Annotated in this window: 21 protein-coding genes; 5 read left to right on the top strand and 16 right to left on the bottom strand. The window is 64.3% G+C overall.

Annotated elements, in window-relative coordinates; translation table 11 throughout:
• Nucleotides 1-27 precede the first annotated feature (27 nt).
• The 6 genes from LGM42_RS00565 to ribA all read right to left on the bottom strand — a co-directional run bounded on the left by LGM42_RS00565 (nucleotide 28) and on the right by ribA (nucleotide 6,476).
• Nucleotides 28-2,268, bottom strand: coding sequence for an alpha-ketoglutarate-dependent dioxygenase AlkB (locus tag LGM42_RS00565; RefSeq protein WP_226231284.1), 2,241 nt, complete (start codon nucleotides 2,266-2,268; stop codon nucleotides 28-30).
• Nucleotides 2,269-2,288: 20 nt separating this feature from the next.
• On the bottom strand, nucleotides 2,289-3,377 hold the full coding sequence (locus LGM42_RS00560) for an AAA family ATPase (RefSeq protein WP_226231283.1): 1,089 nt from the start codon (nucleotides 3,375-3,377) through the stop codon (nucleotides 2,289-2,291).
• Nucleotides 3,378-3,388: 11 nt separating this feature from the next.
• Nucleotides 3,389-4,219 carry a class I SAM-dependent methyltransferase gene (locus tag LGM42_RS00555; protein ID WP_226231282.1) on the bottom strand — a complete coding sequence of 277 codons (831 nt, stop codon included), beginning with the start codon at nucleotides 4,217-4,219 and terminating at the stop codon, nucleotides 3,389-3,391.
• 526 nt (nucleotides 4,220-4,745) lie between these two features.
• Nucleotides 4,746-5,072: a hypothetical protein gene (locus tag LGM42_RS00550; protein WP_226231281.1), complete on the bottom strand. Its 327-nt coding sequence runs from the start codon at nucleotides 5,070-5,072 to the stop codon at nucleotides 4,746-4,748.
• Nucleotides 5,073-5,221: 149 nt separating this feature from the next.
• A complete protein-coding gene (locus LGM42_RS00545; protein WP_226231280.1) occupies nucleotides 5,222-5,455 on the bottom strand; it encodes a hypothetical protein in 234 nt (77 codons plus the stop codon).
• A 370-nt stretch (nucleotides 5,456-5,825) separates the two neighbouring features.
• Nucleotides 5,826-6,476 (bottom strand): GTP cyclohydrolase II, encoded by a 651-nt coding sequence (gene ribA / locus LGM42_RS00540; RefSeq protein ID WP_059584856.1) that lies wholly within the window; start codon nucleotides 6,474-6,476, stop codon nucleotides 5,826-5,828.
• 177 nt (nucleotides 6,477-6,653) lie between these two features.
• Here ribA and LGM42_RS00535 point away from each other — a divergent pair, with 177 nt between their 5' ends.
• Entirely contained in the window at nucleotides 6,654-7,115 is a 462-nt protein-coding gene (locus LGM42_RS00535; RefSeq protein WP_012339746.1) for a CBS domain-containing protein, read from the top strand.
• Between the two features lie 157 nt (nucleotides 7,116-7,272).
• Here the strand turns inward: LGM42_RS00535 and LGM42_RS00530 are convergent, their stop codons facing one another.
• On the bottom strand, nucleotides 7,273-7,602 hold the full coding sequence (locus tag LGM42_RS00530) for a DUF4148 domain-containing protein (protein ID WP_059584855.1): 330 nt from the start codon (nucleotides 7,600-7,602) through the stop codon (nucleotides 7,273-7,275).
• A 514-nt stretch (nucleotides 7,603-8,116) separates the two neighbouring features.
• On the opposite strand from LGM42_RS00530, the gene LGM42_RS00525 reads away from it, so the two are divergent.
• Nucleotides 8,117-8,515 carry a GreA/GreB family elongation factor gene (locus LGM42_RS00525; protein WP_226231279.1) on the top strand — a complete coding sequence of 133 codons (399 nt, stop codon included), beginning with the start codon at nucleotides 8,117-8,119 and terminating at the stop codon, nucleotides 8,513-8,515.
• A 177-nt stretch (nucleotides 8,516-8,692) separates the two neighbouring features.
• Here the strand turns inward: LGM42_RS00525 and LGM42_RS00520 are convergent, their stop codons facing one another.
• Complete coding sequence (locus tag LGM42_RS00520; protein WP_060310719.1) at nucleotides 8,693-9,811, bottom strand: porin; 1,119 nt, start codon at nucleotides 9,809-9,811, stop codon at nucleotides 8,693-8,695.
• Between the two features lie 580 nt (nucleotides 9,812-10,391).
• Here LGM42_RS00520 and LGM42_RS00515 point away from each other — a divergent pair.
• On the top strand, nucleotides 10,392-10,763 hold the full coding sequence (locus tag LGM42_RS00515; protein WP_081059151.1) for a YXWGXW repeat-containing protein: 372 nt from the start codon (nucleotides 10,392-10,394) through the stop codon (nucleotides 10,761-10,763).
• Between the two features lie 221 nt (nucleotides 10,764-10,984).
• Here the strand turns inward: LGM42_RS00515 and LGM42_RS00510 are convergent, their stop codons facing one another.
• Nucleotides 10,985-11,371 carry a winged helix-turn-helix transcriptional regulator gene (locus LGM42_RS00510; RefSeq protein WP_226231278.1) on the bottom strand — a complete coding sequence of 129 codons (387 nt, stop codon included), beginning with the start codon at nucleotides 11,369-11,371 and terminating at the stop codon, nucleotides 10,985-10,987.
• Between the two features lie 324 nt (nucleotides 11,372-11,695).
• On the opposite strand from LGM42_RS00510, the gene LGM42_RS00505 reads away from it, so the two are divergent.
• Complete coding sequence (locus LGM42_RS00505; protein WP_226231277.1) at nucleotides 11,696-12,172, top strand: nuclear transport factor 2 family protein; 477 nt, start codon at nucleotides 11,696-11,698, stop codon at nucleotides 12,170-12,172.
• 152 nt (nucleotides 12,173-12,324) lie between these two features.
• On the opposite strand, the gene LGM42_RS00500 is transcribed toward LGM42_RS00505, so the two are convergent.
• From LGM42_RS00500 to LGM42_RS00475, 6 genes are all read right to left on the bottom strand, one after another.
• Complete coding sequence (locus LGM42_RS00500; RefSeq protein ID WP_226231276.1) at nucleotides 12,325-13,575, bottom strand: MFS transporter; 1,251 nt, start codon at nucleotides 13,573-13,575, stop codon at nucleotides 12,325-12,327.
• A 291-nt stretch (nucleotides 13,576-13,866) separates the two neighbouring features.
• A complete protein-coding gene (locus tag LGM42_RS00495) occupies nucleotides 13,867-14,514 on the bottom strand; it encodes a glutathione S-transferase family protein (RefSeq protein WP_226231275.1) in 648 nt (215 codons plus the stop codon).
• A 264-nt stretch (nucleotides 14,515-14,778) separates the two neighbouring features.
• Entirely contained in the window at nucleotides 14,779-15,234 is a 456-nt protein-coding gene (locus tag LGM42_RS00490; protein WP_059639700.1) for a MarR family winged helix-turn-helix transcriptional regulator, read from the bottom strand.
• Nucleotides 15,235-15,395: 161 nt separating this feature from the next.
• Nucleotides 15,396-16,919, bottom strand: a complete 1,524-nt coding sequence (locus LGM42_RS00485; protein ID WP_226231274.1) for an efflux transporter outer membrane subunit — start codon at nucleotides 16,917-16,919, stop codon at nucleotides 15,396-15,398.
• Nucleotides 16,916-20,089: an efflux RND transporter permease subunit gene (locus LGM42_RS00480; RefSeq protein ID WP_226231273.1), complete on the bottom strand. Its 3,174-nt coding sequence runs from the start codon at nucleotides 20,087-20,089 to the stop codon at nucleotides 16,916-16,918. Before LGM42_RS00480 ends, LGM42_RS00485 begins: the two co-directional genes overlap by 4 nt.
• A gap of 16 nt (nucleotides 20,090-20,105) precedes the next feature.
• A complete protein-coding gene (locus LGM42_RS00475) occupies nucleotides 20,106-21,269 on the bottom strand; it encodes an efflux RND transporter periplasmic adaptor subunit (RefSeq protein WP_226231272.1) in 1,164 nt (387 codons plus the stop codon).
• Nucleotides 21,270-21,348: 79 nt separating this feature from the next.
• On the opposite strand from LGM42_RS00475, the gene soxR reads away from it, so the two are divergent.
• Complete coding sequence (gene soxR / locus LGM42_RS00470) at nucleotides 21,349-21,828, top strand: redox-sensitive transcriptional activator SoxR (protein WP_059639703.1); 480 nt, start codon at nucleotides 21,349-21,351, stop codon at nucleotides 21,826-21,828.
• Nucleotides 21,829-21,852: 24 nt separating this feature from the next.
• Here the strand turns inward: soxR and LGM42_RS00465 are convergent, their stop codons facing one another.
• A complete protein-coding gene (locus LGM42_RS00465) occupies nucleotides 21,853-22,614 on the bottom strand; it encodes an SDR family NAD(P)-dependent oxidoreductase (protein ID WP_226231271.1) in 762 nt (253 codons plus the stop codon).
• Nucleotides 22,615-22,648: the final 34 nt, after the last annotated feature.

Raw genomic sequence — 22,648 nt, 5'->3', positions numbered from 1 at the left:
CACACGCGGCGCCAGACGTAAGACGACTTATGTAGTCCTCGTTGCTCGGCGCTCATTACGCTTTGGCTTTGAGGCAGGGAGTCCGACCTTGCGAAAAGTGATCGAAATTCGCCGCCCACGAATCAACGCCCTCTCCTTCTTTCGCTTCGGAATCTCGTGCGTCCACCTGCTGCGCACGTCTCCATCCAGCACGACCGCACTTCCACGTTGAAGCACGCGCTCCACCTTGCACTCTGCATCAAGACTTCGAAATACCATTCCCCACGATTCGCACAGGCTGATCGTTACGATCGGTCCGCGAAAACACCCAGGACAATCAACGTGCTTCGCGATACCCTGGCTTCCAACATATTCGTTGACGATGACCTGGTCCGGCTCTTCGCTCACCAGCCCGTACCGCACTAGGCGTTGCGCCAGATCTGCCGCCCACTGTGGAAGTGGTCCAAGATAGGAAGCAGGATCCACGTTCCGCGCACGATAGTCGTACTTCCAGCCGTAGTGCTGCACCCTTCTCGAAAGATCATTGAACCATTGCCCTGCCTCGATGTGGGTTATGAGCGCCCGTTCTTCGTCTGCCGAGATGAAGTCAATCATTGTCGACAATCCCGGCGGATCATCCGGCAATCGAACGATCTGCTTCGCGCCATCCGCCTCATGCGTGTCAGAGGAAACGGAAGGTCTGGAAGGCGGTTCTCGAAGTCCCGACAGCCCCGAATCAGGTACTGTCGGTAGCCGCTCGGCAACGCTGCCGACCGCAATCCAGTCCCTGAACCGATCCACATCCAGTTCGTAGTCAAGCGATACCTTGTCATCAAGGGCAATGCTCACTTCACCCTTGACCTTGAGCCGTCGACCGGCCTTATCCATGCTCAACTTGCCATCACCGAATACGGTCAGGTCGGCATCGGAAATCCGCAAGCAGCGCCGCAGACTAGACGGGTGCAAACGTCTTGCCACAGCGGTCGCCTGCCGATAGGTCACCTCATCTTCATAATTTGCGCGAAACCAATCTCCACGGCGGCTAGGCTTACGCTCCGCCCACAATCGCCCGGCGTCAAGAAAATGTACCCGGTCACCCTTAAGGGCCCAGGAGGGTTTCATGGCGAACGCGTCGGGCCAAACCAGATTGACCTCCTCTGTCGCAGCCCCGAGATGCCATGTCCGCACGGCAAGCAGATTCCGAGAGACAGCAGACCCTCGAAATTGCGCCTCCAGATCGCGTATTCCGGTGAGCAGTCCAGCAAGTATTGCCCCAGTCCACCATACCGCCGGCGGCATAGCCGGCAGATCGTCGGTCCAGCGAACAAACTGGTCCGCCATTGGCCTTAGCAGGACGAGTTGCAACGCGAGACCCAATGGATCCCGTTCAGCCCTCCGAAGATCAATCACCGCCTTGTCGGCGAGCACCGCGTGCGTATGCACCTGCAAGTCCGACATAGCATTAGCGTCTGCCCCGAGGTGCGTTGCACTGTCCACAATTGCATCCAGCACGTCCGCCGGTCGCCATTCCTGCCGATAGTTCACTGCTCCAAGCACTTCTTGAATTGCCGCCCATAGAGGCATCGAACCGTCGCCCTTTATCGCGCGTATCCAAGGCGGCGCGTCCAGCCATGGCGCACCCAGCGCGGTTGCCGCCTTCTCGCGCGACGACTCGGTGGACAACGCCTCGCAATACACATCCAGCCAAGGATCGATCATTGGCACGGCCCAGAGAGCCATCGCGGCTGCGCCGCGCATTGCGTTCCATTGAACTGGCGGAGCGTACAACCTCTCAAGGGCCGCCTGATGCGGAGCGGGCGGATTCCAGGCAGGCGTCCTGATTTCGATTGGCTGTGATGGCAGTTCTACATTGCTGAACCCTTTGGCCATCGCGAGCAGACGGGCGCGCTCCTTGTCGGTTGAAACCGAAAAAGCAGTGACTGCGGACAACGGGATCGGTCCCGGCCAGCGAACTTCCGTGTCCCCGGCTACAATCGAGTCGAGCGGTGCGTCACGCCACTGCCCATTGCCGTAAATTGCAACCGGCCATGCAGGAAGCTGGGTCGAATCGATCCACACCATCACGGTTACGCTCGCCCCAGCAGGTTCGGCGCAGCCGGCTTCCACACCGAGGCATACCCCCTTGGCGTCAACATGCATGGGCCACCACTCATCAACAAGGAAGCGCAACCAGTCCCGATTGTCGAGGGCCAACACCAAGCGAGGCGCGACGCCACCGGCCACGCCTCTTGAGTAATCGGCCTCGCCGTTCGGCGATAGCCAGTCCATCTGTGTGGAAGTTTCTCTTGTCATCTGGCAAGTAATACAGGGCCGGGCAAATCGGCAACTTGATTGGCGGTCAACGCATCGGGACCGTCAACCAGCGTCAGATTGTCGCGCGCACGTGCGCACAGCATGTACATACGACGAAACTCTTCCGATGAACTACACGGAAGCGAGCGATACAAATCCTGTAAATATACAGCATGGAACTCGAGGCCAATCACCGACTCGCTGCTGAGCACCGTAATACCAGTCTCCAGCAGACGAATATCCTCGGGTGCCCCCTGTCCGCCGCTAACATAGGCATCAATGCGCGTTCCTTCCGGCAGTACAGCTTTGAGCTTGTCGCGCACTTGTAACACGTCGTCGCGACGATGCACAATGACGCCGATCGCCTCCGCGCGATTCTGATAGCGTGTTGACACAAGGGTGACAAGCTCATCCCAACTGCCAGACCGAACCAGTCTCGGCAACTCACCTCCACGACGGCGCTGAACGATTCCCGGCGGGAGGATCTGTGAACGATGGAAGTGCTCGGCAACAGCGGCAATCTCCGCTGTGTTCCGGTGATTCGCCTGCAAGCGAATGGGTGCGGGCATACCCGCATCACGAATTTCGCGCAAGGACGCACGCTGAGAATCCGTGGTTTGATCCTCGTCGGCGAAAACGGTGAGATTTCGCCCACCAAAGCGAACTGCCCATTGGAAAAATCCGGCAGGCAGGTTCTGCCCCTCGTCGATAATGAGATGGTCCCACGCGGGCGTCGCGTCGATGGCCGCACATGCGTCGATCACTGCCTGCCAGTCATACGCAAAAGGATAGAATTCCGGCACCATCTGCTGGGTCAACGCGTAATACCTCTTGCTAATGAACGAGTTCATCGTGCTTGCCTCCAGCCCTTCACCATCGAGCTGAACCGCCAGCGCCGCAAGCATCTTGTTGCGCGTCACCAGCAGGACCTTCTTGTCGAGTTCCTTCAAGAACTTGGCCCGCAACACCGCCAGACTAGTTTTTCCCGAGCCGGGCGGTCCCGCAACGAAAAGGTTTTTATCCGGATCATGCTCGTACACAAGCATCTGCTCATCGACCAGGTCGTCGAGTTTCGGCAGCTTCATTGAATTGTCCTTCACATAGGGATAGTGTTTTGCGCCGCCCTGAAAAGCAGAGCGTAGTGCAGGTCCTTGGGCGTCTTCTCCGTATCGACGAAGCGCTCTATATCGTCCGCCCACACTTCGAAGCCACCTCGCACAAGTGCATCACGAAATGCAGGAAATTTCGCACGAGCGGTGGTATTTGCGCTATTCGTGTAGAGTACCGCGACCGGTCCCGGTCCGATTCGTTTGAGCGCCGCCTCGATCGCCCTCACGAGCGCATCGACGTCAATAGTCGAGCTCGCAAGCAGATAAGAGGCGACGACCACCGTCCATTCACCACGAACTGGCCCAAAGTCGAAATCGTCTAGGTCATTTCCGAACGTCCAGGTCGTCTGAGGGTGGAACGCACCCCGCTCTTTTGCACCCGTGGCGAGTAGTTCGCCCAGATCCAGCATGCTCCGAGCGCGGTCAACACCGAAATACCGAAACGGCTCTAGTGCACCAAATGAGGCCGCAAATGCCAGCCCTGCAGTAAAGGGGCCGCATCCGACATCGATCACAGTCGGCCGAGAAACACCTTGCTCGCCACGCATCCGGGTAAATGCATGGCGCAGTTCGTCGAGATGTCGGCCCTGGTTGTATTTCGCGTACAGACGCGCTCTGTCGAATCCACTCAGATGTCCGATCGCCGCATCGAAGTCCGCCTGCCCCCCTGCTATGACGTCGCGGAAAATCTGGTTGCGCGGCCAACCTAAGAACGTGGTCGCTGTAGTACGTTCGTCATCTTCTATCGGCCGTTCAATGACGTCGCTGATCAACTGCTCTAACCAATTTTGCATCGCCCTACCTTCGATGTTGTTCATTATTTTCGGTAACACGACAGGGTACGAGCGAGTCGCGCAGCAACATCACGCGAGGCCAGCCCGTTACTGCGACGGCTGCCGAACATCCTGCGACGAACTCCCACTTTCCTACGGCGCGCTCGCTACCCACCGTCCACTCTATAACGGCACTATCCGCGAGATTTGAAGCCCCCTTAAAACAACAATCGCCGCTGCAGTGCAATCGCACTCGAACCATTTGGGTTAAGTCCGTTCCAGCAATATATTTTTTACCAGCAAGCGGCTCCATTCATTTTTGAAACACACCCAGGTCCGGCAAGATTTGTAACTCGCGGGCTCAGGCGCACAATTCGCACATACCCGTTGATCCCTGCAGACGGGATATGCACAAGTCCGACCGGATGCACTTTAAGCGCACGGGACAGCAGCCATCTAAGCTGGTGTCCCGCCCCGCGTCGCCGGACCGCACGCTGCTAGCTCAAATAGACCTTGTCGAGCCTGGTTCGGCTTGCCCCTTCGAGTCCCTGAAAAGAAGCGCCCGTGCAAATCACCTACGCTCCCGAAAACGTCTCTTTCGCGAGCAGACTGACCCTGCTTTCGCGCACCACGAGTCCTTGTTTTTTTCCTTCGGCACGGTCCACCATAGGCTGTCCGCCTCGTCGGCGTTTTCGTGCGACCCCATCGAAATGATTTCGCCGCCGCGAGCTCCCGTCCACCGATACAACGTGATCGCGTCGGAAACCGTTCGGCTCATATTCGGGAGCCAGCGCAGCAACGTGCCAATCTCATCCTCGCTCAATACCCGCTTTTTCGTGCCCGTGACGACGCCATCGATCGTGCGCCCCTTGCTGCGAAGCTTGCCGCGCAGGATCATTCGCCATCAGTCCGGCGTGCCGTCAGGCATGCGGAGGCGCGCAGCGAGCGCCGGCGCGGCAGGAATTCAAGAATTCGAACGCCTTCGCACGAGTTATCGACGCGGCCGGAATGTTCTCGATCAGGCCGAGCATCGCCTTGAATATTCGCCTAACCCTCGATCACACCCTTGTCCTTGCAGTTCGACGCCAGATAGCCGCATATATAGTCGAAGCACACCTGCTTGACGGTGTATGCGTCGACGGCGCGCGAATTGGCAACCGCAGCACGCTTCTCGCGCCTTGCACCAGCAGGATTGGCGCCAGCATCACGCTCCGCTCGCTTTTGCTCCAATTCAGAAATCGCCGCAGGGAAACCCATAGCCGGCCACTCGCCGAGCTTCACCTAGCGCTTTCGGTCGTCAATGGGGATTCGTATCGGTAGATCCAGGAACGACGGCTCTCGCTGGCCTGGAAGCGGAGGCCCGGACATCCGTCAAAGGTTATGTGTTGGCCCGCAGGCAGCTTGCTCGCGGTGCGTGCGTCGAATCTCATCAGCGGTCGGCGTAGGTTTTTGTTGGAGGCCGAGACCGCAGCGTAGCTTTTCGGTTTGGCGTAGGAAAATGTTACGCCAAAGTGCTAAGTTTTCGTCTATTTTGTCAAGTGCAGACAGGGCACCTGGCAAACGCAACCTTTGGCTCAAACCCTTTGTCAGAAAGACTCTGAGGTGTGAGAGCCAGATGGAGCAAGGGGCTCCGCAGAACCCCTTGTTTTCGTTACTCGTTTTCTTCGAAGTAATGCCCGAACTTCGTTTGCTTGGTGCGGATATAACGTTCGTTTTCCTCGCGCACGGGCACCGCGAGCGCCACGCGCTCGCAGACGGGAATACCGTGCTTCACGAGCGTGTCGAACTTCTTCGGGTTGTTGCTCATCAGCCGCACCGACGTCACGCCGAGGATGCGCAGGATCGCGGCGGCCGAGTCGTATTCGCGGGCGTCGTCGGGGAGACCGAGATCGAGGTTCGCCTCGACGGTATCGCGCCCCTGCTCCTGCAGCGCGTACGCGCGGATCTTGTTGCTCAGGCCGATGCCGCGGCCTTCATGACCGCGCAGATATAGCAGCACGCCGCGGTTTTCGGCGGCGATGTAGCGCAACGCGAGATCGAGTTGCTCGCCGCAATCGCAGCGGTACGAGCCGAACACGTCACCGGTCAGGCATTCGGAATGCAGACGGGTCAGCACGGACTGCTCGCCGGTCACGTCGCCCATCACGAGCGCGAGATGTTCGGCATCGCTGCCCGATACGCGAAACGCGTATGACGTGAACGTACCGTAGCGCGTAGGCAGCGACGCGGTGGCGACGAGCGTCACGCACTCGTCGGCCTGGCCATTGCCCGGCGAGGGCGATTGGGGACGCGAAGACATCATGAATTCAATCGAAACGTTCAGGAATGTAGGAGTTGTGTGGATGGTGCGTGACGGGAGTTTACCGCTAATCTGGAAACGTCACGCGACTGCCGCCGCCCGCCCGGCTATACTGGGCTCACCGGGTGACGCGCATCACGTCCCGCCTGCCCTGCATCGACCTGCATACGGAGAAAGCGAATGAGCACGACTGTCGCGCAGATTCTCAAGGCCAAGCCGGATTCGGGCCGTACCATCTACACCGTCACGAAGACCGATCTCGTCTACGACGCCATCAAGCTGATGGCCGAAAAGGGTATCGGTGCACTGCTGGTCGTGGACGGCGACGACATCGCGGGCATCGTCACCGAGCGCGACTACGCGCGCAAGATCGTCCTGCAGGACCGCTCGTCGAAAGCCACCCGCGTCGAGGAAATCATGACGGCGAAGGTGCGCTACGTCGAACCGTCACAATCCACGGACGAGTGCATGGCGCTGATGACCGAGCACCGGATGCGCCACCTGCCCGTGCTCGACGGCGGCAAACTGGTCGGCCTCATCTCGATCGGCGACCTCGTGAAGAGCGTGATTGCCGATCAGCAGTTCACGATCAGCCAACTCGAACACTATATCCACGGCACGCCTACCGTCACGTCGGCCTGATTCGCGTCAGGAAAAAAGGCCCAAACGCGTCAGCGTCTGGGCTCAAAGCCGCCGGCATGCGGCGACGGAGGTTCTGCTCCTGCGGGCGAACGACGCGCGGGCAGCGCGCGTCTCGTCGATTCAGCGGTGCGCTCGGGCAGACCCGGGGAACGTTCGATCAGTTACCGAAGTAAACCGAATTCACGGGATTCGGCGCTTCCCGCGTCACACGGCGGCCGGATTGTGCGGCACCCGTCGCCACGGCACCGTAGCCGCTCGTATCGGCCTGCGCGAGCGCAGGCTGGTTCGGCTGGATACGCTGTTCAGCAGCCTGGATGTCGCTCGGATATTGCGAATCGCTCGCCACCGGCTTGTAGCCGTTCTGCTCGAGTTGCACGAGTTCGGCCTTGACCTGAGCGCGGGTCAACCCCTGCTCGGACTGCGCGAACGATGCAATTGGAGCGGCAAGGACGGATGCGGCGATGGCTGCGTAGACGATCGACTTCATGATTTACCTCCGGAATATGTTGTCTTTTGACGTCGCCTCGACGGGGACTGTCTGAAGCGATTGAGTCTAGTGTAGTGCCCGCAGAACCAAGGGGAAACCCTTAGTTTGAATATACAGCGTTGCGTTTCTGGAAAAAATCGCTGATGGTTTTCAGACAGAGGCGTTGCAACTTGCTTCATCCACACAACAATCGCTGACGAAACGCCAACAATCGAATCACTTGCCCGGAAGGTTGTGTTGTAGAATCGTAAGGTTTTATTCGCCAGTCGATATTCCGTCCACCATGTACGCGCTCACGCCCCTTTCGGTTTCGCCGTCCGGCCCGGCCGGCGTGCGCGCGTGCGCCGGCCAGCCGGCGCATCCCCTCGCTCGACGCACGGCCCAGGCGCCGCTCGCCCCTGCCCGGCGCCTGATCTGACCGCTCGGTCTCCACCCCGGAGCCAGGTCAGACAGGCTCCGGGCGATCCTCATAGGCACGCCACGCCTGCCCCTGCCGATCATTTGGAGAACTCCCATGAAACAACGCCTTTACCAGCTGACCGAACTCGACGTCGCTCGCCTCGAAAAGCACGCCGAGCACAACCCGCGCTTCCAGACGATGCTCGACACGCTGCTCGAACGCGCCGATATCGTCCAGCCCGACGCCATCAAGGCGAACGTCGTCACGATGAACTCGCAAATCACGTTGCTCGACGAAGCGACCCAGGAACAGGCAACCTGGACGATCGTTTATCCGGACGCCGCCAACCTCGAACTCGGCCGCTTGAACGTGTTCTCGCCCGTCGGCATGGCACTCCTGGGCAAGCAACGCGGCCAGATGGTCAAGGTGATGCAACCGAGCGGTGCCGAAAAGCTGATGAAGATCGCCGAGATCGTGTTCCAGCCCGAAGCCAACGGCGAATACACGCGCTGAGCCGCTGGCGGCCAATGCTGCGTCACACGGCGCGCAGAACGAAAAAAGCGAGGCCCGTGCCTCGCTTTTTTGCATCCGGACGATCCGGATTATCGTCATCGCTTTCCACAGACGAAAAAAAAGGCGCCCGAAGGCGCCTTTTCGATGCTGCGAAGCGGGTTACCCCGCTCGTCACGCTTAGAAGCGGTGACGCAGACCAACCGTTGCTGCGGTTTGGTTGATCGACGAGCTCGGCAGGTTGTCAGCAAAGCTGTTGCCGTTGTAGATCGACGCGCCGATGCCGTTCTTCGCTGCGCGCTGGTACACAGCTTGTGCGTAGACGTCGGTGCGCTTCGACAGCGCGTAGTCAGCTTGCAGACCGAACTGGTTCCAGTGCGTGCTGCCGTTGTTGATCTTTGCGTTCGTGTACGTGTAAGCAGCACCCAGGCCGAGAGCCGGCGTCAGGTTGTACTTCGCGTTGACTTCGTAGTTGTCGGTGCGCAGCGTACCTGCAGCGACTGCATTGTTGTCGAGACGTGCTTGCGTCCATGCAGCGCCGACTTGCGCCGGGCCGAATGCATAGCCAGCAGCAGCACCGTACGTGCGGACGCGGCCTTGGTTAGCGATGCCACCGATTGCCGACGACGTCGCGCCGCTGCCGTTCGTACCGTCACCCAGGTTCGCTTGCGAGTATGCACCCGCCAGCTTCAGGCCCTGGAACTGGTATGCAACGCCTGCGCTGTACGCACGGTTGTTGCCGAAGTTCGTGTTGTTCGAGAACGAGTACGTGCCGCCGAATTGCAGGCCAGCGTAGTTCGCGCTCGTGAACTTGATCGTGTTGTTCGATGCGACGTCGCCGGTCGTGCTCAGGCGATCGAGGTTCAGCGGGTGCGCGAAGTACGTGCCGCCCCACGAGCCCGTTGCCGTCAGCGGCGCCAGGTAGTCTTGCGTTGCGTCGTACTGCTTACCCAGCGTGACCGTGCCGTACTGGCTCGACAGGCCGACAAATGCTTGACGGTTGAACATGCCGCCGTTGTTGCCCAGCTTGCCGTCACCGATGCCGAAGCCGCTTTCCAACGTGAAGATTGCCTTCAGGCCACCACCCAGGTCTTCCGAACCACGCAGGCCGAAACGGCTCTGGTCAATGCCCGAACCCATCGCCCAACGCGACTTGCCAGCTTGGCCGAGTGCCGGCTGGACGTTGCTCGTGTAGGTGATGCCTGCGTCCAGCACGCCGTACAGCGTGACGCTGCTTTGTGCGTGAGCGACGGTAGCGAACGATGCTGCAGCTGCTGCAACGATCAGAGTCTTGTTCATTCGTGGAGCTCCCTTCTAAAAAGAGGCAGGTCTCGCGACCTTGTTCATAAACGGTCTCAACCGCCCGGGAGCGCCATCGGTCCTGCTGGCGGCGCCCGGATAGTTGCCCGTTTGGGAACCGTGAGTTTAGGGGTGTACCCTAGGGGAGCGATCCGCAAATAAAGAAATAACCTTTTCCAGAACTAGAAATAATGAAAGTGGGGAGGCTTCATAAGTATTTGTTTTGACGTTTGTTTTTGACTTCTTGACGAGTGCTTTTTGGAGCCTTTCATCGCACCATTCTTACATGTCAGCGTCTTGACGGTTGCATAGAAACAACAAGCGGATTCGGTTCGGCACTCCAAAATCGGTAATTGTTACCCAATTCAATCTCAAATATTGGCCAGCCGGCATCTCAAACGGCCCCTCCGCCCCACAAACCGGAGCGACGCCCCAAGCCACGACGAGATCCCGTCAGCCGTCGGAAAGGGAAAGAGTGGCGTTTCGTGACACTCGGTAACAGCCTTGACCGCCCGTGTAACCCTCCGGGCGCACCGGCAGGCTAATGTAAGGCGACCTCGAATACTGAACAGGAATCGCCATGAATCGACGCTCGCTGCTGCGCGCCATCGGATTGACCGCCGCCTTCGCGGGTACCGGCTGGCTGCGCGCCGCCTCGGCCCAGCCCGCCCCGCCCGCGTACCGTCCATCCGGCCCGAACCGCGTACCGGGCGGCCCGCCCCATGCGGATCGCCCGACCTTCGCGCCGCCGGCCGCGCGGCGCGACCGCCGCCCACCGCCGCCACGGCCGCATGGCTATATATGGACGGACGGCTACTGGCGCTGGCAGCGCGGCCGCTATATATGGGTGCCCGGTCGCTGGGTCGCACGGCGCCCCGGGCGCCGCTGGGTGCCCGGCTACTGGCGCCGCCAGGGGCCCGTGTGGGTCTACGTCGACGGTTCGTGGCGGTAAACAGCAGCCGGCTCCGGCCGATGAAGGTTCCGAGCGGAACGGCGCGCGCGAGCCGGCGCCGTCCTCGCCACGGAATCATGCGCGATGGCAGCGGGTGCCCGGGCAACATTTCGCCGGGCTATCCATTTCGACGACATCTTTTGGATCGCGAAGTGATTTCGTGACGATGCAAGTGCATCCGCCACGCTTCACGCGCCCCGCTCGTTCGCCACGTATCACGCTCAACTCACGCCCTCTTCCGACTCGCGCGCACGACGGCGCGACGCGCAGATCGCACGATGGTGTTCGTCGGCCCACCGGATCATCGCGTGCATCGGTGTCAGGAACGAACGCCCGAGGTCGGTCAACGTATATTCGACCCGCGGCGGCACTTCGGCGAACAGCGTGCGGCTGACGAAGCCATCCTGCTCGAGCCGCTTCAGCGTACGCGACAGCATCTGGTTCGACACATCGCCGATCGTACGGCCGAGTTCGTTGAAGCGCATCGTTCCGCCCGACAGCGCCTCGAGCACGAGCAGGCTCCACTGGTCGCCGATGCGGTCCAGCACATCGCGGATCGGGCACGGCTGATCGAGATCGACGGATTCGTCGGCGGACGGCAGCGGCATGACGGAATTCTCTTTCACGGGCGGTACACAGTCACCGCGGCGTGACCTGTTCACACCGTGGTGACTTCTTGTGACGGGTTCGCGGCAACTGTACCATTCGATCGGCCCGACAGCCGCCTGCCCGCCGCCGGGATTCGCCAGTTCAACGAAGCATGACGATATCGCGCACTATCGGCAGCGGAATCTCATGGTCTTGTCGGCGAATCGTTCATGCCGATACGGGATGCATCGCGCGGCCACGGCTCGATCGCTCGCCGGCCAGCGCGTTCAGCGCCGCCCGAGTCACGCATCCCTCCACGCATCGTCAGACCAGGAAAACGCTACATGTCATCGTTTCGCTCCCCCGTTCACGCCGTTGCCGCAGTCGTTCTGCTGGCCGCATCGACGGTCGCGCTGGCCACCGGCCCTGCCACGCGCGACCTGGCGGCCGAGGAAGCCAACCGCCAGCTCGTGCTGACGTTCTACGACCGCTTCTTCAACCGGCACGAAGCGGTCGAGGCCGCCGCCGTCGTCGCGGACGACTACAAACAGCACAACCCGCACGTGCCGGACGGCAAGAAGCCGTTCGTGTCGTACTTCGTCGGCGCGTTCCAGAAGAATCCGGCGTCACGCGCGCGTATCGTCCGCAGCGCGGCCGACGGGGATCTGGTGTACCTGCACGTGCATGCGACCGAGCGCCCGGGCGATCGCGGCGAAGCGGTGGTCGACATCTTCCGCGTGAAGGACGGCAAGATCGTCGAACATTGGGACGTGATCCAGCCGGTGCCGGAAACGTCGGCGAACCGGAACACGATGTTCTGACGCATCGCGCCGGCGCGTCGCGATGCCGGGCGGCTGGGACGCGGCCCGAACCTCGTCCGCCGCGCCGGTGTCGGGCCGTGCGAAGTTGCGCGACGACCGCGCACAGGGCCCCATTCGACAGGAGCGGGCCAACGTCGCGCGGCCCACGCCCCCTACGACAACACGACCGTTCGCGCGCCCGGCCGCGTACGGCCGTACGCCACCATCATCGCGAAGCTGAGCAGGAAACCCGCGCCGCCGATCAGCAGCAATCCGATTTCGCCGAATACCGGCAGCAGATTCGTCAGCGCGCCCGTCACGACCCACGCGACCGCCATCACCGAGCCCGCGACGCCGAGCGCCCAGCCCTGCCGATCGTCGCTGACGGCGTCGGAAAACGCCGTATACATCGTCGTGTACGCAACCATGTCGAAGCAGCCGACGACCATCGCAAGCGCCCACAGCACCGGTTCATGCGGGAACAGCGCGGACAGGATCTGGCCAAGGCCGGCCACGAGCAGGCCCGTCTTCGCGATATCGATCACGCGCCACACGCGCAGCATCAGCCGCACGACGCACAACAGGCCGAACACGAAGCAGATGCCGATCACGCCGCTGAACAACCCGAGCCGCGCGCTCGTGTAACCGAATTTCGCCTGCAACAGCAGCATGACGGTCTGCAGGTAGAGCCCGTAGCCGACCTGCATCAGGAAGAACACCACCGACAGGAATGCGACGTCGCGCTGCCGCGCGGCTTCCCGGATGATCCGCAGCGGCAACAGCGGATCGATGCGCGTATCGCCGCGCGGCGCCGCGGAATCGCGATACGACGCCCAGGTCCAGCACGCGCAGATCAGCGACAACGCGGCGACCAGCGCGAACGGCGTGCCGTAGTCGAACACCGGCGAGATCGTGCGGTCGGACGTCACGCCGCCGAGCACCGGGCCGACGATCACGCCCGCGCTGAACGCGAGCGACATGATGCTCATGTTGTACGCCTTCGTCTCGGGCGTGCTGAGATCGGTGATGGCCGCCTGCGCGATGCCCTGGCAGCCGGCCATCAAGCCCGTGAGCCCGCGCCCGGCCAGCAGCAGCGCGACACCGGCATGCGACACACCGGCCGCCATCATCGCGTAGCCGGCCGCGAGGCCGAACACGCACAGCAGCAGGATCCGGCGGCGGCCGTAGCGATCGGACAGCTCGCCCATCAGCGACGAGCCGAAGAACATGCACAGCGGATAGATCCCGTAGCCGAGGCCGAGATAGAAATTGCGCACGTGCACGCCCGCGTCGGCCGGCAGGATGCCCGCGTGCGGATCGCTGAAAATGGCGGACATCATCGGATAAACGAGGCCGAACCCCATCGCGTCGAGCGCGATGGCGAGCAAGCAGGGGCCGAGCAGCTTGTAATCGAGCCGGGACATGGCGACCTTCCGGACAGAGTGGATGATCGCGCCAGCGTAAACACCGGGCGACGGCCGCGGTAGGCCGCCGGACGCGATGCTGATCATCGGCTCGCCCGATACCCGCGATACCGCCTGCGCCGATGGGTCGCCGTCCCGCCCGGGCGGCCGCTACATCGGGCGCGCATCGCGTCGGGCCGCCGCACCACACGGCTCTGCCCGTCGCCCGCACGCGACGTGCTGATCCATTTGGACCGCACGAAGCGCACGCCTTGTTGCGATCACGGCCCAGGCAGCGCCGGCGATGCGACGTCAGTGCGCCGCCTCGGCCGTCGGCACGCGGCATGCGCTCAGGCCGCGCTGAACGGCCGGCCGCGCGGCGATCTCGGCAAGCCAGCGCTCGACGTGCGTAAAGCCGGCAAGGTCGAGGTCGAGCTCGGCCGCCGTGCGCAGCCACGGGAACGCGGCAATGTCGGCGATCGAATACCGCGACGACGCGAGATACGCCGATTCCGACAAGCGGCCGTTCACGACGCCGTAGAGACGCAGCGCCTCCTTCCGGTAGCGGTCGATCGCTTCCGCATTGCCCGTCTTCGAGGCGTGCAGGAACCACCACAGCTGACCGAGCATCGGCCCGATCCCGCCGATCTGGACATGCAGCCATTGCTGGACCGCCGTGCGCTCGGCCAGCGTTTCAGGCTGCAGGCAGCCCGTCTTCTCGGCGAGATAGCCGAGAATCGCGCCGGATTCGAATACGGCCAGCCCCGTGTCGTGGTCGACGATGGCCGGGATCTTGCCGTTCGGATTGATCGCGAGATACGCCGCGCTGCGCTGCTCGCCGGCGGACAGGTTCACCTGCACGCGATCGTGGGCGAGCCCGGCCTCTTCCAGGTAGATCGCGATCTTGTGCCCGTTCGGCGTGTCGGCTGTATAGAACGTGAGGGAGTGCGTCGAGGTCATGTCGGTCCTTGTCATCGGTTAGCATTGCAACTGCAATCGTTGCAATTGCAATCCTATGCCGAAACCGGCGATGCCGGCGACATGCTAGTACTCGAAGGAGGGACATGCAGATGGCGCGACCTGGTCCGCCCGTGCGGCGCCCGACACCTGCCGCGCCGCGTCAGCCCGCCTCGAACGGCTGACGACGCGGCGGCTCGTGCCGCATGGCCGGCCGGCGGCCGCGCTCGATGGGCGGCGCGCGGCCGCTCCGTGTGCCGGATACCGTTACTTCACTCCGGCTGCCGCGTCGCGCGCGGCAGCGGCCGCGCGATCGAGCGCAACGGCCATTGCCGCCCGCTCCTTGCCGGTGAACTGGTCGAGAAAAAGCTCGGCGACCGTCGACTGGTAGACCTTCCACATCTTTTTGCGCAGCGTCCGCCCCTTGGCGGTGATGCTCGCGAACGCGGCGCGGCCGTCGTCCGCCGAACGCGTGCGCGTGACGAGCCCCTCCTGTTCGAGCCGATCGATGAGCCGCGTCAGGTTGTAGCGCTCGATCGCCAGCACATCGGCCAGTTCGTGCATGCGGCGCGTGCCGTCGGGCCCGCTTTCGAGCCCCCACAGTGCGTCGTACCACGCGTATGCGGGCAGGGACGCCGCCGCGAGGCGACGCTCGATCTCGCGAATCATCGTCCGGTGCGCGCGGACGAACGAGAACCACAGATCGGGTTCGGTTGCGCTCATGTCAGGTCGTTCCTCTCTCTTAATTGCATTTGCAATCAAATTTTACCGCGAGAACGATGACCCTTTCATGCGATCGCAATGGCCGCCTTGCTCGCCGATCGCTGCGCGTTGCTTCGCGCGGAGCGACGCGACGCCACGCTCGCCGCGCCGCACTGTTCGCGCTACTTCTCCGACTGAGCAAGCGGGCCTTGTTCGCCCCGCCCCGTACCCGACGGCCAGCCGCCCGCGAGCGCCTTGTACAGCGCGACCGTCGATGCCGCGCTGCGCATCTGCCCGTCGGCCGCCGCGTCCTGCGCCTGCAGCAGCGTCCGTTGCGCGTCGAGCACTTCGTAGTAGTCGATCGCGCCCGCCGAGAAGCGCGCCTGCGCAAGTTGCGCGGCGCGCGCGCTGTCGTCGGCCGCGCGCACGAGATGAGCGGTCTCGTCACGCGTGCGCGCGACGCGCAGCAGTGCGTTCTCGGTTTCCTCCAGCGCGCCGAGCACGGTCTGCCGGTACTGCGCAAGCTGGCCGGCGGCCTCCGCGTCGCTCGCGGCGATCCGAGCGCGCACGCGGCCGACGTCGAGGAACGACCAGTCGATGCCGAGCGCGATCAGGTTCGTGTCGCCGCCCGCGCGGAAGAACCCGTAGCTGCTCGTCGCGCTGCCGAGCAGCCCCGACAGCGTGAAGCGCGGAAACAGGTCGGCCGTCGCGACGCCGACGCGCGCGGTCGCCGCATGCAGCCGCGCCTCGGCGGCCGCGACATCGGGGCGGCGGCGCAGCAAGTCGCCCGGCGTGCCCGGATCGATGTCGGCCGCGAGCGCCGGCAGCGGCACCGGTGCGGCCGTCTTCGGCGGGTCGAACCGGCCGATCAACGCATCCGGCGTCTGCCCGGTCAGCACCGCGAGCCGATGCTCGTCGACGCCGATCGCGGCTTCGTACACGGCGATCCGCGACGTCGTCGATTCGTACTGCGCACGCGCTCGCGCCGCATCGAGTTCGGAGCCGCGTCCCGCGCCGACGCGCGCATTGATCAGCGCAAGCGTCTGCTTCTGGTTGTCGGCGTTCTCGCGCGCGATCCGCAATCGTTCCTGCGAGCCTCGCAGATCGACGTACGTGCTCGCGACCTCTCCCGCGATCGCGACGCGCACCGCACGCACGTCGGCCGCGCTGGCGGCCGTTTCCGCGCGCTGCGATTCGATCGAGCGCCGCACGCGGCCGAACAGGTCGAGTTCCCACGCGGCATCGACGCCCACGCTCGACGTCGGCGCATCGCGCTGGCTGCGCGGCGCGCCGAACGCCTGGTCCTTGCTCATCAACTGATGGCCGATCCGGCCGCTCGCGGTAATTGTCGGATAGCGGTCGAACGTCGCCTGCGACAGCAGCGCATTCGCCGCGTCGTAGCGCGATACGGCCACCTGCAGATCCTGGTTCGCCGCGAGCGCCGCGTCGATCAACTGCGTCAGCGCCGGATCGCCGAAACCGCGCCAGAACGCGGCATCGGCCGCCGCCGATGCGTCGGGCGGCATATCGGGCCGTGTATCGGGCCATGTATCGGCCGGCGCCGCATCGCGCTGCGTCGCCGGATGCGCATCGCGCGCGAACCGCGCGGCCGTGGCCGTATCCGGTCGTTTGAAATCGGGGCCGACCGCGCATGCGGCAAGCGTCACCGACATCGCGAGCGCGGAAAGACGGAAAGCGGCGCTCATCGGTTTTCTCCTTCGAGGGTGCCATGCTGTTCGCTCCAGACGGCCGGCGTGCCGCCCGCGAGCTTGCGGATCGTCACATAGAACACGGGCGTCAGGAACAGCCCGAACAACGTGACGCCCAGCATCCCCGCGAACACGGTGACGCCGGTGGCCGCCCGCACCTCGCTGCCCGCGCCGCTGCCGATCAGCAGCGGCACCGAGCCCGCGATGAACGCGACCGACGTCATCACGATCGGACGCAACCGCAGCTTGCACGCTTCGAGCGCCGCCTCGACCACACCCTTGCCCTGGATCTCGAGCTCGCGCGCGAATTCGACGATCAGGATCGCGTTCTTGCACGCCAGCCCCATCAGCACGACGAGACCGACCTGCACGAACACGTTGTTGTCGCCGCCGGACAGCCACACGCCGAACAGCGCCGCGCACATGCACACGGGCACGATCAGGATCACCGCGAGCGGCAGCGTCCAGCTCTCGTACAGCGACGCGAGCACCAGGAACACGAGCATCACGGCCAGCGGGAACACGACGATCGCCGCGTTGCTCTGCGTGACCTGCTGGTAGCTGAGGTCGGTCCATTCGAGCGTGATGCCCGGCGGCAGCACGTCCTTCGCGATCTGCTGCAGCTTCGCGATCGCCTGCGACGACGACATCGTCTTCGGGTCGGCATCGCCGATCAGGTCGGCGGCCGGATAGCCGTTGTAGCGCACGACCGGATCGGGGCCGTACGCGGGCCCGACCGTCACCATCGAGCCGATCGGCACCATCTCGCCCTTCGCGTTGCGTGTGCGCAGGTTCGCGATGTCGGCGGCCGTCTGCCGGTGGCCGGCATCCGCCTGCGCCATCACGCGATATACGCGGCCGAACACGTTGAAGTCGTTCACGTACATCGAGCCGAGATACACCTGCAACGTATTGAACAGATCGGTCAGCGCGACGCCCTGCGCCTTCGCCTTCAGCCGGTCGACCTTCACCTCGAGCTGCGGGATGTTCGCCTGGTACGAGCTGACGGGATAGCTCATCCCCGGCGTCTTCGCGACCGCGGCCTGGAACGCGGTGAGCGCCTTCTGCAATTCGCCGTAGCCGAGGCCGCCGCGATCCTCCAGATACAGCGCGTACCCGGAGCCGTTGCCCAGGCCCTGGATCGGCGGCGGCATCAGGGCATACGTGATGCCGCCGCCGATCGCCGCGAAGCGCGCGTTCAGGTCCGCGTTGACCTGCGCGGCGCTGCGGTGACGCTGGTCGAACGGCTTGAGGATCACGTAGGAGTTCGTGATGTTCGGCGTGTTCACGCCCTGCAGCGCATTCAGCCCGGCGAACGCCGGCACCATCTCGACGCCGTCAGTACCGAGCGCGATTTTCGTCATCTGCTCGGTCACCGCGCTGGTGCGCGCGAGCGACGCGCCTTCCGGCAGCTTCGCGCCCGCGAACAGGTACAGCTTGTCCTGCACCGGGATGAAACCGCCCGGCACCGCGTCGAACAGCAGCGCGGTCGCCGCGAGCAGCGCCGCATAAACCGCGAACACCACGCCGCGCCGCTTCAGCGTGCGCGCGACGACGCCGTGATAGCGATCGGCGCTGCGCTCGAAGAAGCGGTTGAACGGATGAAACAACCAGCCGAATGCGCGGTCGAGCGCGCGCGTCAGTGCATCCTTCGGCGCGCCGTGCGGACGCAGCAGCTTCGCGGCGAGCGCGGGCGACAGCGTCAGCGAGTTGATCGCGGAGATCACCGTCGAGATCGCGATCGTCACCGCGAACTGCTTGTAGAACTGGCCGGTGACGCCCGACATGAACGCCATCGGCACGAACACCGCGCACAGCACGAGCGCGATCGCGACGATCGGCCCCGACACCTCGCGCATCGCCTGGTGTGCGGCATCGCGCGGGCTCAACCCTTGCGCGATGTTGCGCTCGACGTTCTCGACCACGACGATCGCATCGTCGACGACGATCCCGATCGCGAGCACGAGCCCGAACAGCGTCAGCGTGTTGATCGAATAGCCGAGCAGATAGAGCCATGCGAACGTGCCGACCACCGATACCGGCACCGCGACGAGCGGAATGATCGACGCACGCCACGTCTGCAGGAACAGGATCACGACGAGCACGACCAGCACGACGGCCTCGATCAGCGTGTGCTGCACCGCGCGGATCGATTCGCGCACGAACACCGTCGGGTCCCACACCGGGCGGTACGCGACGCCGGGCGGGAAGCGCTTCGACAGCTCGTCGAGCTTCGCATACACGGCCTTCGCGACGTCGAGCGCGTTCGCGCCCGGCGACAGGAAGATGCCGACCACGGCCGAATGCTTGTCGTTGAAATACGAGCGCAGCGTGTAGTCGCCCGCGCCGAGCTCGATGCGCGCGACGTCGGACAGCTTTACGACCTGCCCGTCGTCGCCGTTGCGCAGCACGATGTCGCTGAATTCCTGAACCGTGCGCAGGCGGCCGCGCACGTTGATCGACACGAGAAAGTCGTTCTTCTTCGGCGACGGCTCCGCGCCGAGCTGGCCGGCCGACACCTGCACGTTCTGCTCGCGCACGGCCGCGATCACGTCGCTCGCGGTCAGGCCGCGCGATGCGAGCCGGTTCGGGTCGAGCCACAGCCGCATCGCGTAATCGCCCGAGCCGTACACGCCGACGTCGCCGATGCCGGTCAGCCGCGACAACTCGTCCTTCACGTTCAGCGTCAGGTAGTTGCGCAGGTACAGCGAATCGCGGCTGTTGTCGGGCGAATAGAGGCTCACGTACATCAGCGGCGTGGGCGACTGCTTCTGCGTGGTCACGCCGTACTGGCGGACCTCGTCGGGCAGGCGCGACAGCGCCTGGCTCACGCGGTTCTGCACGCGCACGGCGGCCGTGTCGGGATCGACGCCCTGCAGGAACGTGACGACGACCTGCAGGCTGCCGTCCGACCCGGCGACCGACTTCATGTACATGATGCCTTCGACGCCGTTGATCGCCTCTTCCAGCGGTTCGGCGACTGACTCGGCGATTTCCTTCGGGTTCGCGCCCGGGTACGTCGCGCGCACGACGACGCTCGGCGGCACGACTTCCGGATATTCGCCGGCCGGCAGCATCGGGATCGAGATCAGGCCGATCGCGAAAATGACGATCGACAGCACGACCGCGAAAATCGGGCGGTCGATGAAGAAGCGGGAGAAATCCATCGTATCGCTCCCGTCATTACGCGGCAGGCGCGCCGGCATCGGCGCGCGCGGGCAGCGCCTTCGGCTTCACCTGCGCGCCCGGATAGTAGATGCGCTGCACGCCGTCGACCACCACGCGGTCGCCCGCCTGCAACCCCTTCTCGACGATCCGCTCGCCGTCGAGTTCGCGGCCGATCGTCACGTCGCGGCGCAACGCCTTGTCGCCGGGGCCGATCACGTACACGTACTTGCGGTCCTGGTCGGTCAGCACGGCCTTGTCGTCGACCAGCAATGCATCCTGGTCGCGGCCGCTCACGAGCTGCACGCGCGCATACAGGCCCGGCGTAAACGTATGGTCCGCATTCGGCAGCCGCACGCGGGCGCGGATCGTGCCGGTTTGCGGATCGAGCCGGTTGTCGAGGAAATCGACGGTGCCCGCATGCGGGAAGCCCGTCTCGTTCGCGAGGCCGACGCGCACCGGATCGGCACCGATCGCGCGATGCGCCGGATCGGCACGCCGCGCGTTGTAGCGCAGGTAGCTCTGCTCGTCGCAATCGAAATACACGTAGACCGGATCCTGCGACACGACGGTCGTCAGCAGCGTGTCGTCCGCGCGCGCGAGGTTGCCGACGGTCGCGACCGCGCGGCCGACGCGGCCCGCGATCGGCGCGCGCACTTCGGTGAAGCCGAGATTGAGCTTCGCGTCGGCCACGGCCGCGTCGGCTGCCTGCAGGTCGGCGCGCGCCTGCTCGGCGGTGGCGCGCGCGTTGTCGAGTTCCTCCTGCGACGTCGCATGCGCATCGATCAGCGTCTGCACGCGCTTGAGCTGCACGTTCGCGAGGCTCGCGGCCGCACGCGCGCGCTGCTGCTGCGCATTCGCACGGTCGAGCGCGATCCGGTACGGGCGCGGATCGATCTCGAACAGCAGCGCGCCCTGCGCGACCACGTCGCCCTCCTTGTACGCGACACGCTGCAGATAGCCGCTCACGCGCGGCCGCAACTCGACCGCGTCGACCGCTTCGACGCGTCCGTTGAATTCGTCCGCGAGGCGAACGGTACGCGGCGCGACGGTGGCGACGCCGACTTCGGGCAGCGGCTGGGCCGACGACGTGCCTTTGCCGTCGTGACAGCCCGACAACGCCAGCAACAGGGCGCAGGCCACGCCCAAAGGCGACGTCCTGCGTAGGGAAAAGGAGCGCATGATGCCTCGCGACGGGTTAAACTGCCGCGTAGCATAAAAGTTGAAGTTAACTTCAAGTCAAGCTTTCCAGGAGGGCGTCATGGGTATCCCGGAAACCCCGCAATGGCCGCTGATGTCGATCCGCGAAGTGGCCGCGCGCAGCGGCGTGCCGGCGTCGACGCTGCGTTTCTACGAAATGCGCGGGCTGATCAAGTCGCACCGCAACGGCTCGAGCCATCGCCACTATTCGCGTGCCGTGCTGCGGCTGATCGCGTTCATCGTGTTCGCGCAGAAGATCGGCTATTCGCTCGACGAAATCGCCGAGCAGCTCGTCAGCCTGCCCGAGGACACCGCGCCGACCAACAAGGACTGGCAGCGGCTGTCGCGCGGCTGGAAGCAGCGCGTCGCGAGCCGGATCGAGGAGTTGCAGCGGCTCTACATCAATCTCGACGAATGCATCGGCTGCGGTTGCCTGTCGCTGAAACGCTGCAAGCTGACCAACCCGGAAGACCGCGCGGGCCGCAACGGGCCCGGTGCACGGCGCTGGCTCGGCGACAAGCCGCCGACGGATTGCGAATGACGCGCCGATCGTGGATGCCGTGCGTCACCCGACGCGCCAGCCGCCGTTCACCGCGATCGTCGCACCGGTGACGAACGACGCGCGCGGCCCGGCGAGCCAGGCAACCGCATCGGCGACGTCGTCCGGCTGCCCCGCGCGGCCGGCCGGCGTCTGCGCGCGGATCATCGCCGCGACCGCCGGCGCGACCCCGCCGTCCCCGAAGAAACGCGTGCCGGCGATATAGCCGGGCGCGACCGTATTGACCGTCGCGCCGCGCGGCCCGAGTTCGCGTGCCAGCGCGACGGTGAAGCCTTCGACGCCGGCCTTCGCGGCCGCATAGGCGAGGCCGCCCGGCAACAGGCTGCCGGCGCGCGCCGCGATCGAACCGATATTGACGATTCGCGCGGCGCGATCGGCGAGATGCGGCAGCACGGCCATCGTCGTCAAGAACAGGCTCTTGAGGTTTGCGTCGAGCACGGTATCCCACACGGCCTCGGCCTCGCTCGCCTCGGTATTCGCACTGACGCGGGCGGTCCGCCCCGCGTTGTTGACGAGGACGTCGATACGCGGCCATCTTGCGACGATCGCCGCCACCACCGCCTCCGCATCGCGTCGCACGCTCAGATCGCCGGCCTCCCCGACTGCCGCTCCGCCCAGACGCGCGACAGCCGCCTCCAGCCGCGCCGCATCGCGCCCGACGAGCGCGACGCGATACCCGTCCCGCACCAGCCGGCTCGCGATCGCGAAGCCGATCCCGCTCGACCCGCCCGTGACGATGGCCGTGCGCTGCTGTTCATTGCCCGTCATGATCTGCCCTCCCGAGTATCGACGGTTGACGACA

Source organism: Burkholderia sp. AU39826 (assembly GCF_020419965.1).
In the GTDB taxonomy this organism is placed as follows: domain Bacteria; phylum Pseudomonadota; class Gammaproteobacteria; order Burkholderiales; family Burkholderiaceae; genus Burkholderia; species Burkholderia semiarida.
Note: the sequence above shows the minus strand (reverse complement) of the source record. Positions and strands in the feature narration are given on the sequence as shown.

What these genes read in the sequence shown, in the direction of transcription:
- LGM42_RS00565 (WP_226231284.1), bottom strand. Translation starts at nt 2,268, where the DNA reads ATGGACTGGCTATCGCCGAACGGCGAGGCCGATTACTCAAGAGGCGTG.
- LGM42_RS00560 (WP_226231283.1), bottom strand. Translation starts at nt 3,377, where the DNA reads ATGAAGCTGCCGAAACTCGACGACCTGGTCGATGAGCAGATGCTTGTG.
- LGM42_RS00555 (WP_226231282.1), bottom strand. Translation starts at nt 4,219, where the DNA reads ATGAACAACATCGAAGGTAGGGCGATGCAAAATTGGTTAGAGCAGTTG.
- LGM42_RS00550 (WP_226231281.1), bottom strand. Translation starts at nt 5,072, where the DNA reads ATGATCCTGCGCGGCAAGCTTCGCAGCAAGGGGCGCACGATCGATGGC.
- ribA (WP_059584856.1), bottom strand. Translation starts at nt 6,476, where the DNA reads ATGATGTCTTCGCGTCCCCAATCGCCCTCGCCGGGCAATGGCCAGGCC.
- LGM42_RS00535 (WP_012339746.1), top strand. Translation starts at nt 6,654, where the DNA reads ATGAGCACGACTGTCGCGCAGATTCTCAAGGCCAAGCCGGATTCGGGC.
- LGM42_RS00530 (WP_059584855.1), bottom strand. Translation starts at nt 7,602, where the DNA reads ATGAAGTCGATCGTCTACGCAGCCATCGCCGCATCCGTCCTTGCCGCT.
- LGM42_RS00525 (WP_226231279.1), top strand. Translation starts at nt 8,117, where the DNA reads ATGAAACAACGCCTTTACCAGCTGACCGAACTCGACGTCGCTCGCCTC.
- LGM42_RS00520 (WP_060310719.1), bottom strand. Translation starts at nt 9,811, where the DNA reads ATGAACAAGACTCTGATCGTTGCAGCAGCTGCAGCATCGTTCGCTACC.
- LGM42_RS00515 (WP_081059151.1), top strand. Translation starts at nt 10,392, where the DNA reads ATGAATCGACGCTCGCTGCTGCGCGCCATCGGATTGACCGCCGCCTTC.
- LGM42_RS00510 (WP_226231278.1), bottom strand. Translation starts at nt 11,371, where the DNA reads ATGCCGCTGCCGTCCGCCGACGAATCCGTCGATCTCGATCAGCCGTGC.
- LGM42_RS00505 (WP_226231277.1), top strand. Translation starts at nt 11,696, where the DNA reads ATGTCATCGTTTCGCTCCCCCGTTCACGCCGTTGCCGCAGTCGTTCTG.
- LGM42_RS00500 (WP_226231276.1), bottom strand. Translation starts at nt 13,575, where the DNA reads ATGTCCCGGCTCGATTACAAGCTGCTCGGCCCCTGCTTGCTCGCCATC.
- LGM42_RS00495 (WP_226231275.1), bottom strand. Translation starts at nt 14,514, where the DNA reads ATGACCTCGACGCACTCCCTCACGTTCTATACAGCCGACACGCCGAAC.
- LGM42_RS00490 (WP_059639700.1), bottom strand. Translation starts at nt 15,234, where the DNA reads ATGAGCGCAACCGAACCCGATCTGTGGTTCTCGTTCGTCCGCGCGCAC.
- LGM42_RS00485 (WP_226231274.1), bottom strand. Translation starts at nt 16,919, where the DNA reads ATGAGCGCCGCTTTCCGTCTTTCCGCGCTCGCGATGTCGGTGACGCTT.
- LGM42_RS00480 (WP_226231273.1), bottom strand. Translation starts at nt 20,089, where the DNA reads ATGGATTTCTCCCGCTTCTTCATCGACCGCCCGATTTTCGCGGTCGTG.
- LGM42_RS00475 (WP_226231272.1), bottom strand. Translation starts at nt 21,269, where the DNA reads ATGCGCTCCTTTTCCCTACGCAGGACGTCGCCTTTGGGCGTGGCCTGC.
- soxR (WP_059639703.1), top strand. Translation starts at nt 21,349, where the DNA reads ATGGGTATCCCGGAAACCCCGCAATGGCCGCTGATGTCGATCCGCGAA.
- LGM42_RS00465 (WP_226231271.1), bottom strand. Translation starts at nt 22,614, where the DNA reads ATGACGGGCAATGAACAGCAGCGCACGGCCATCGTCACGGGCGGGTCG.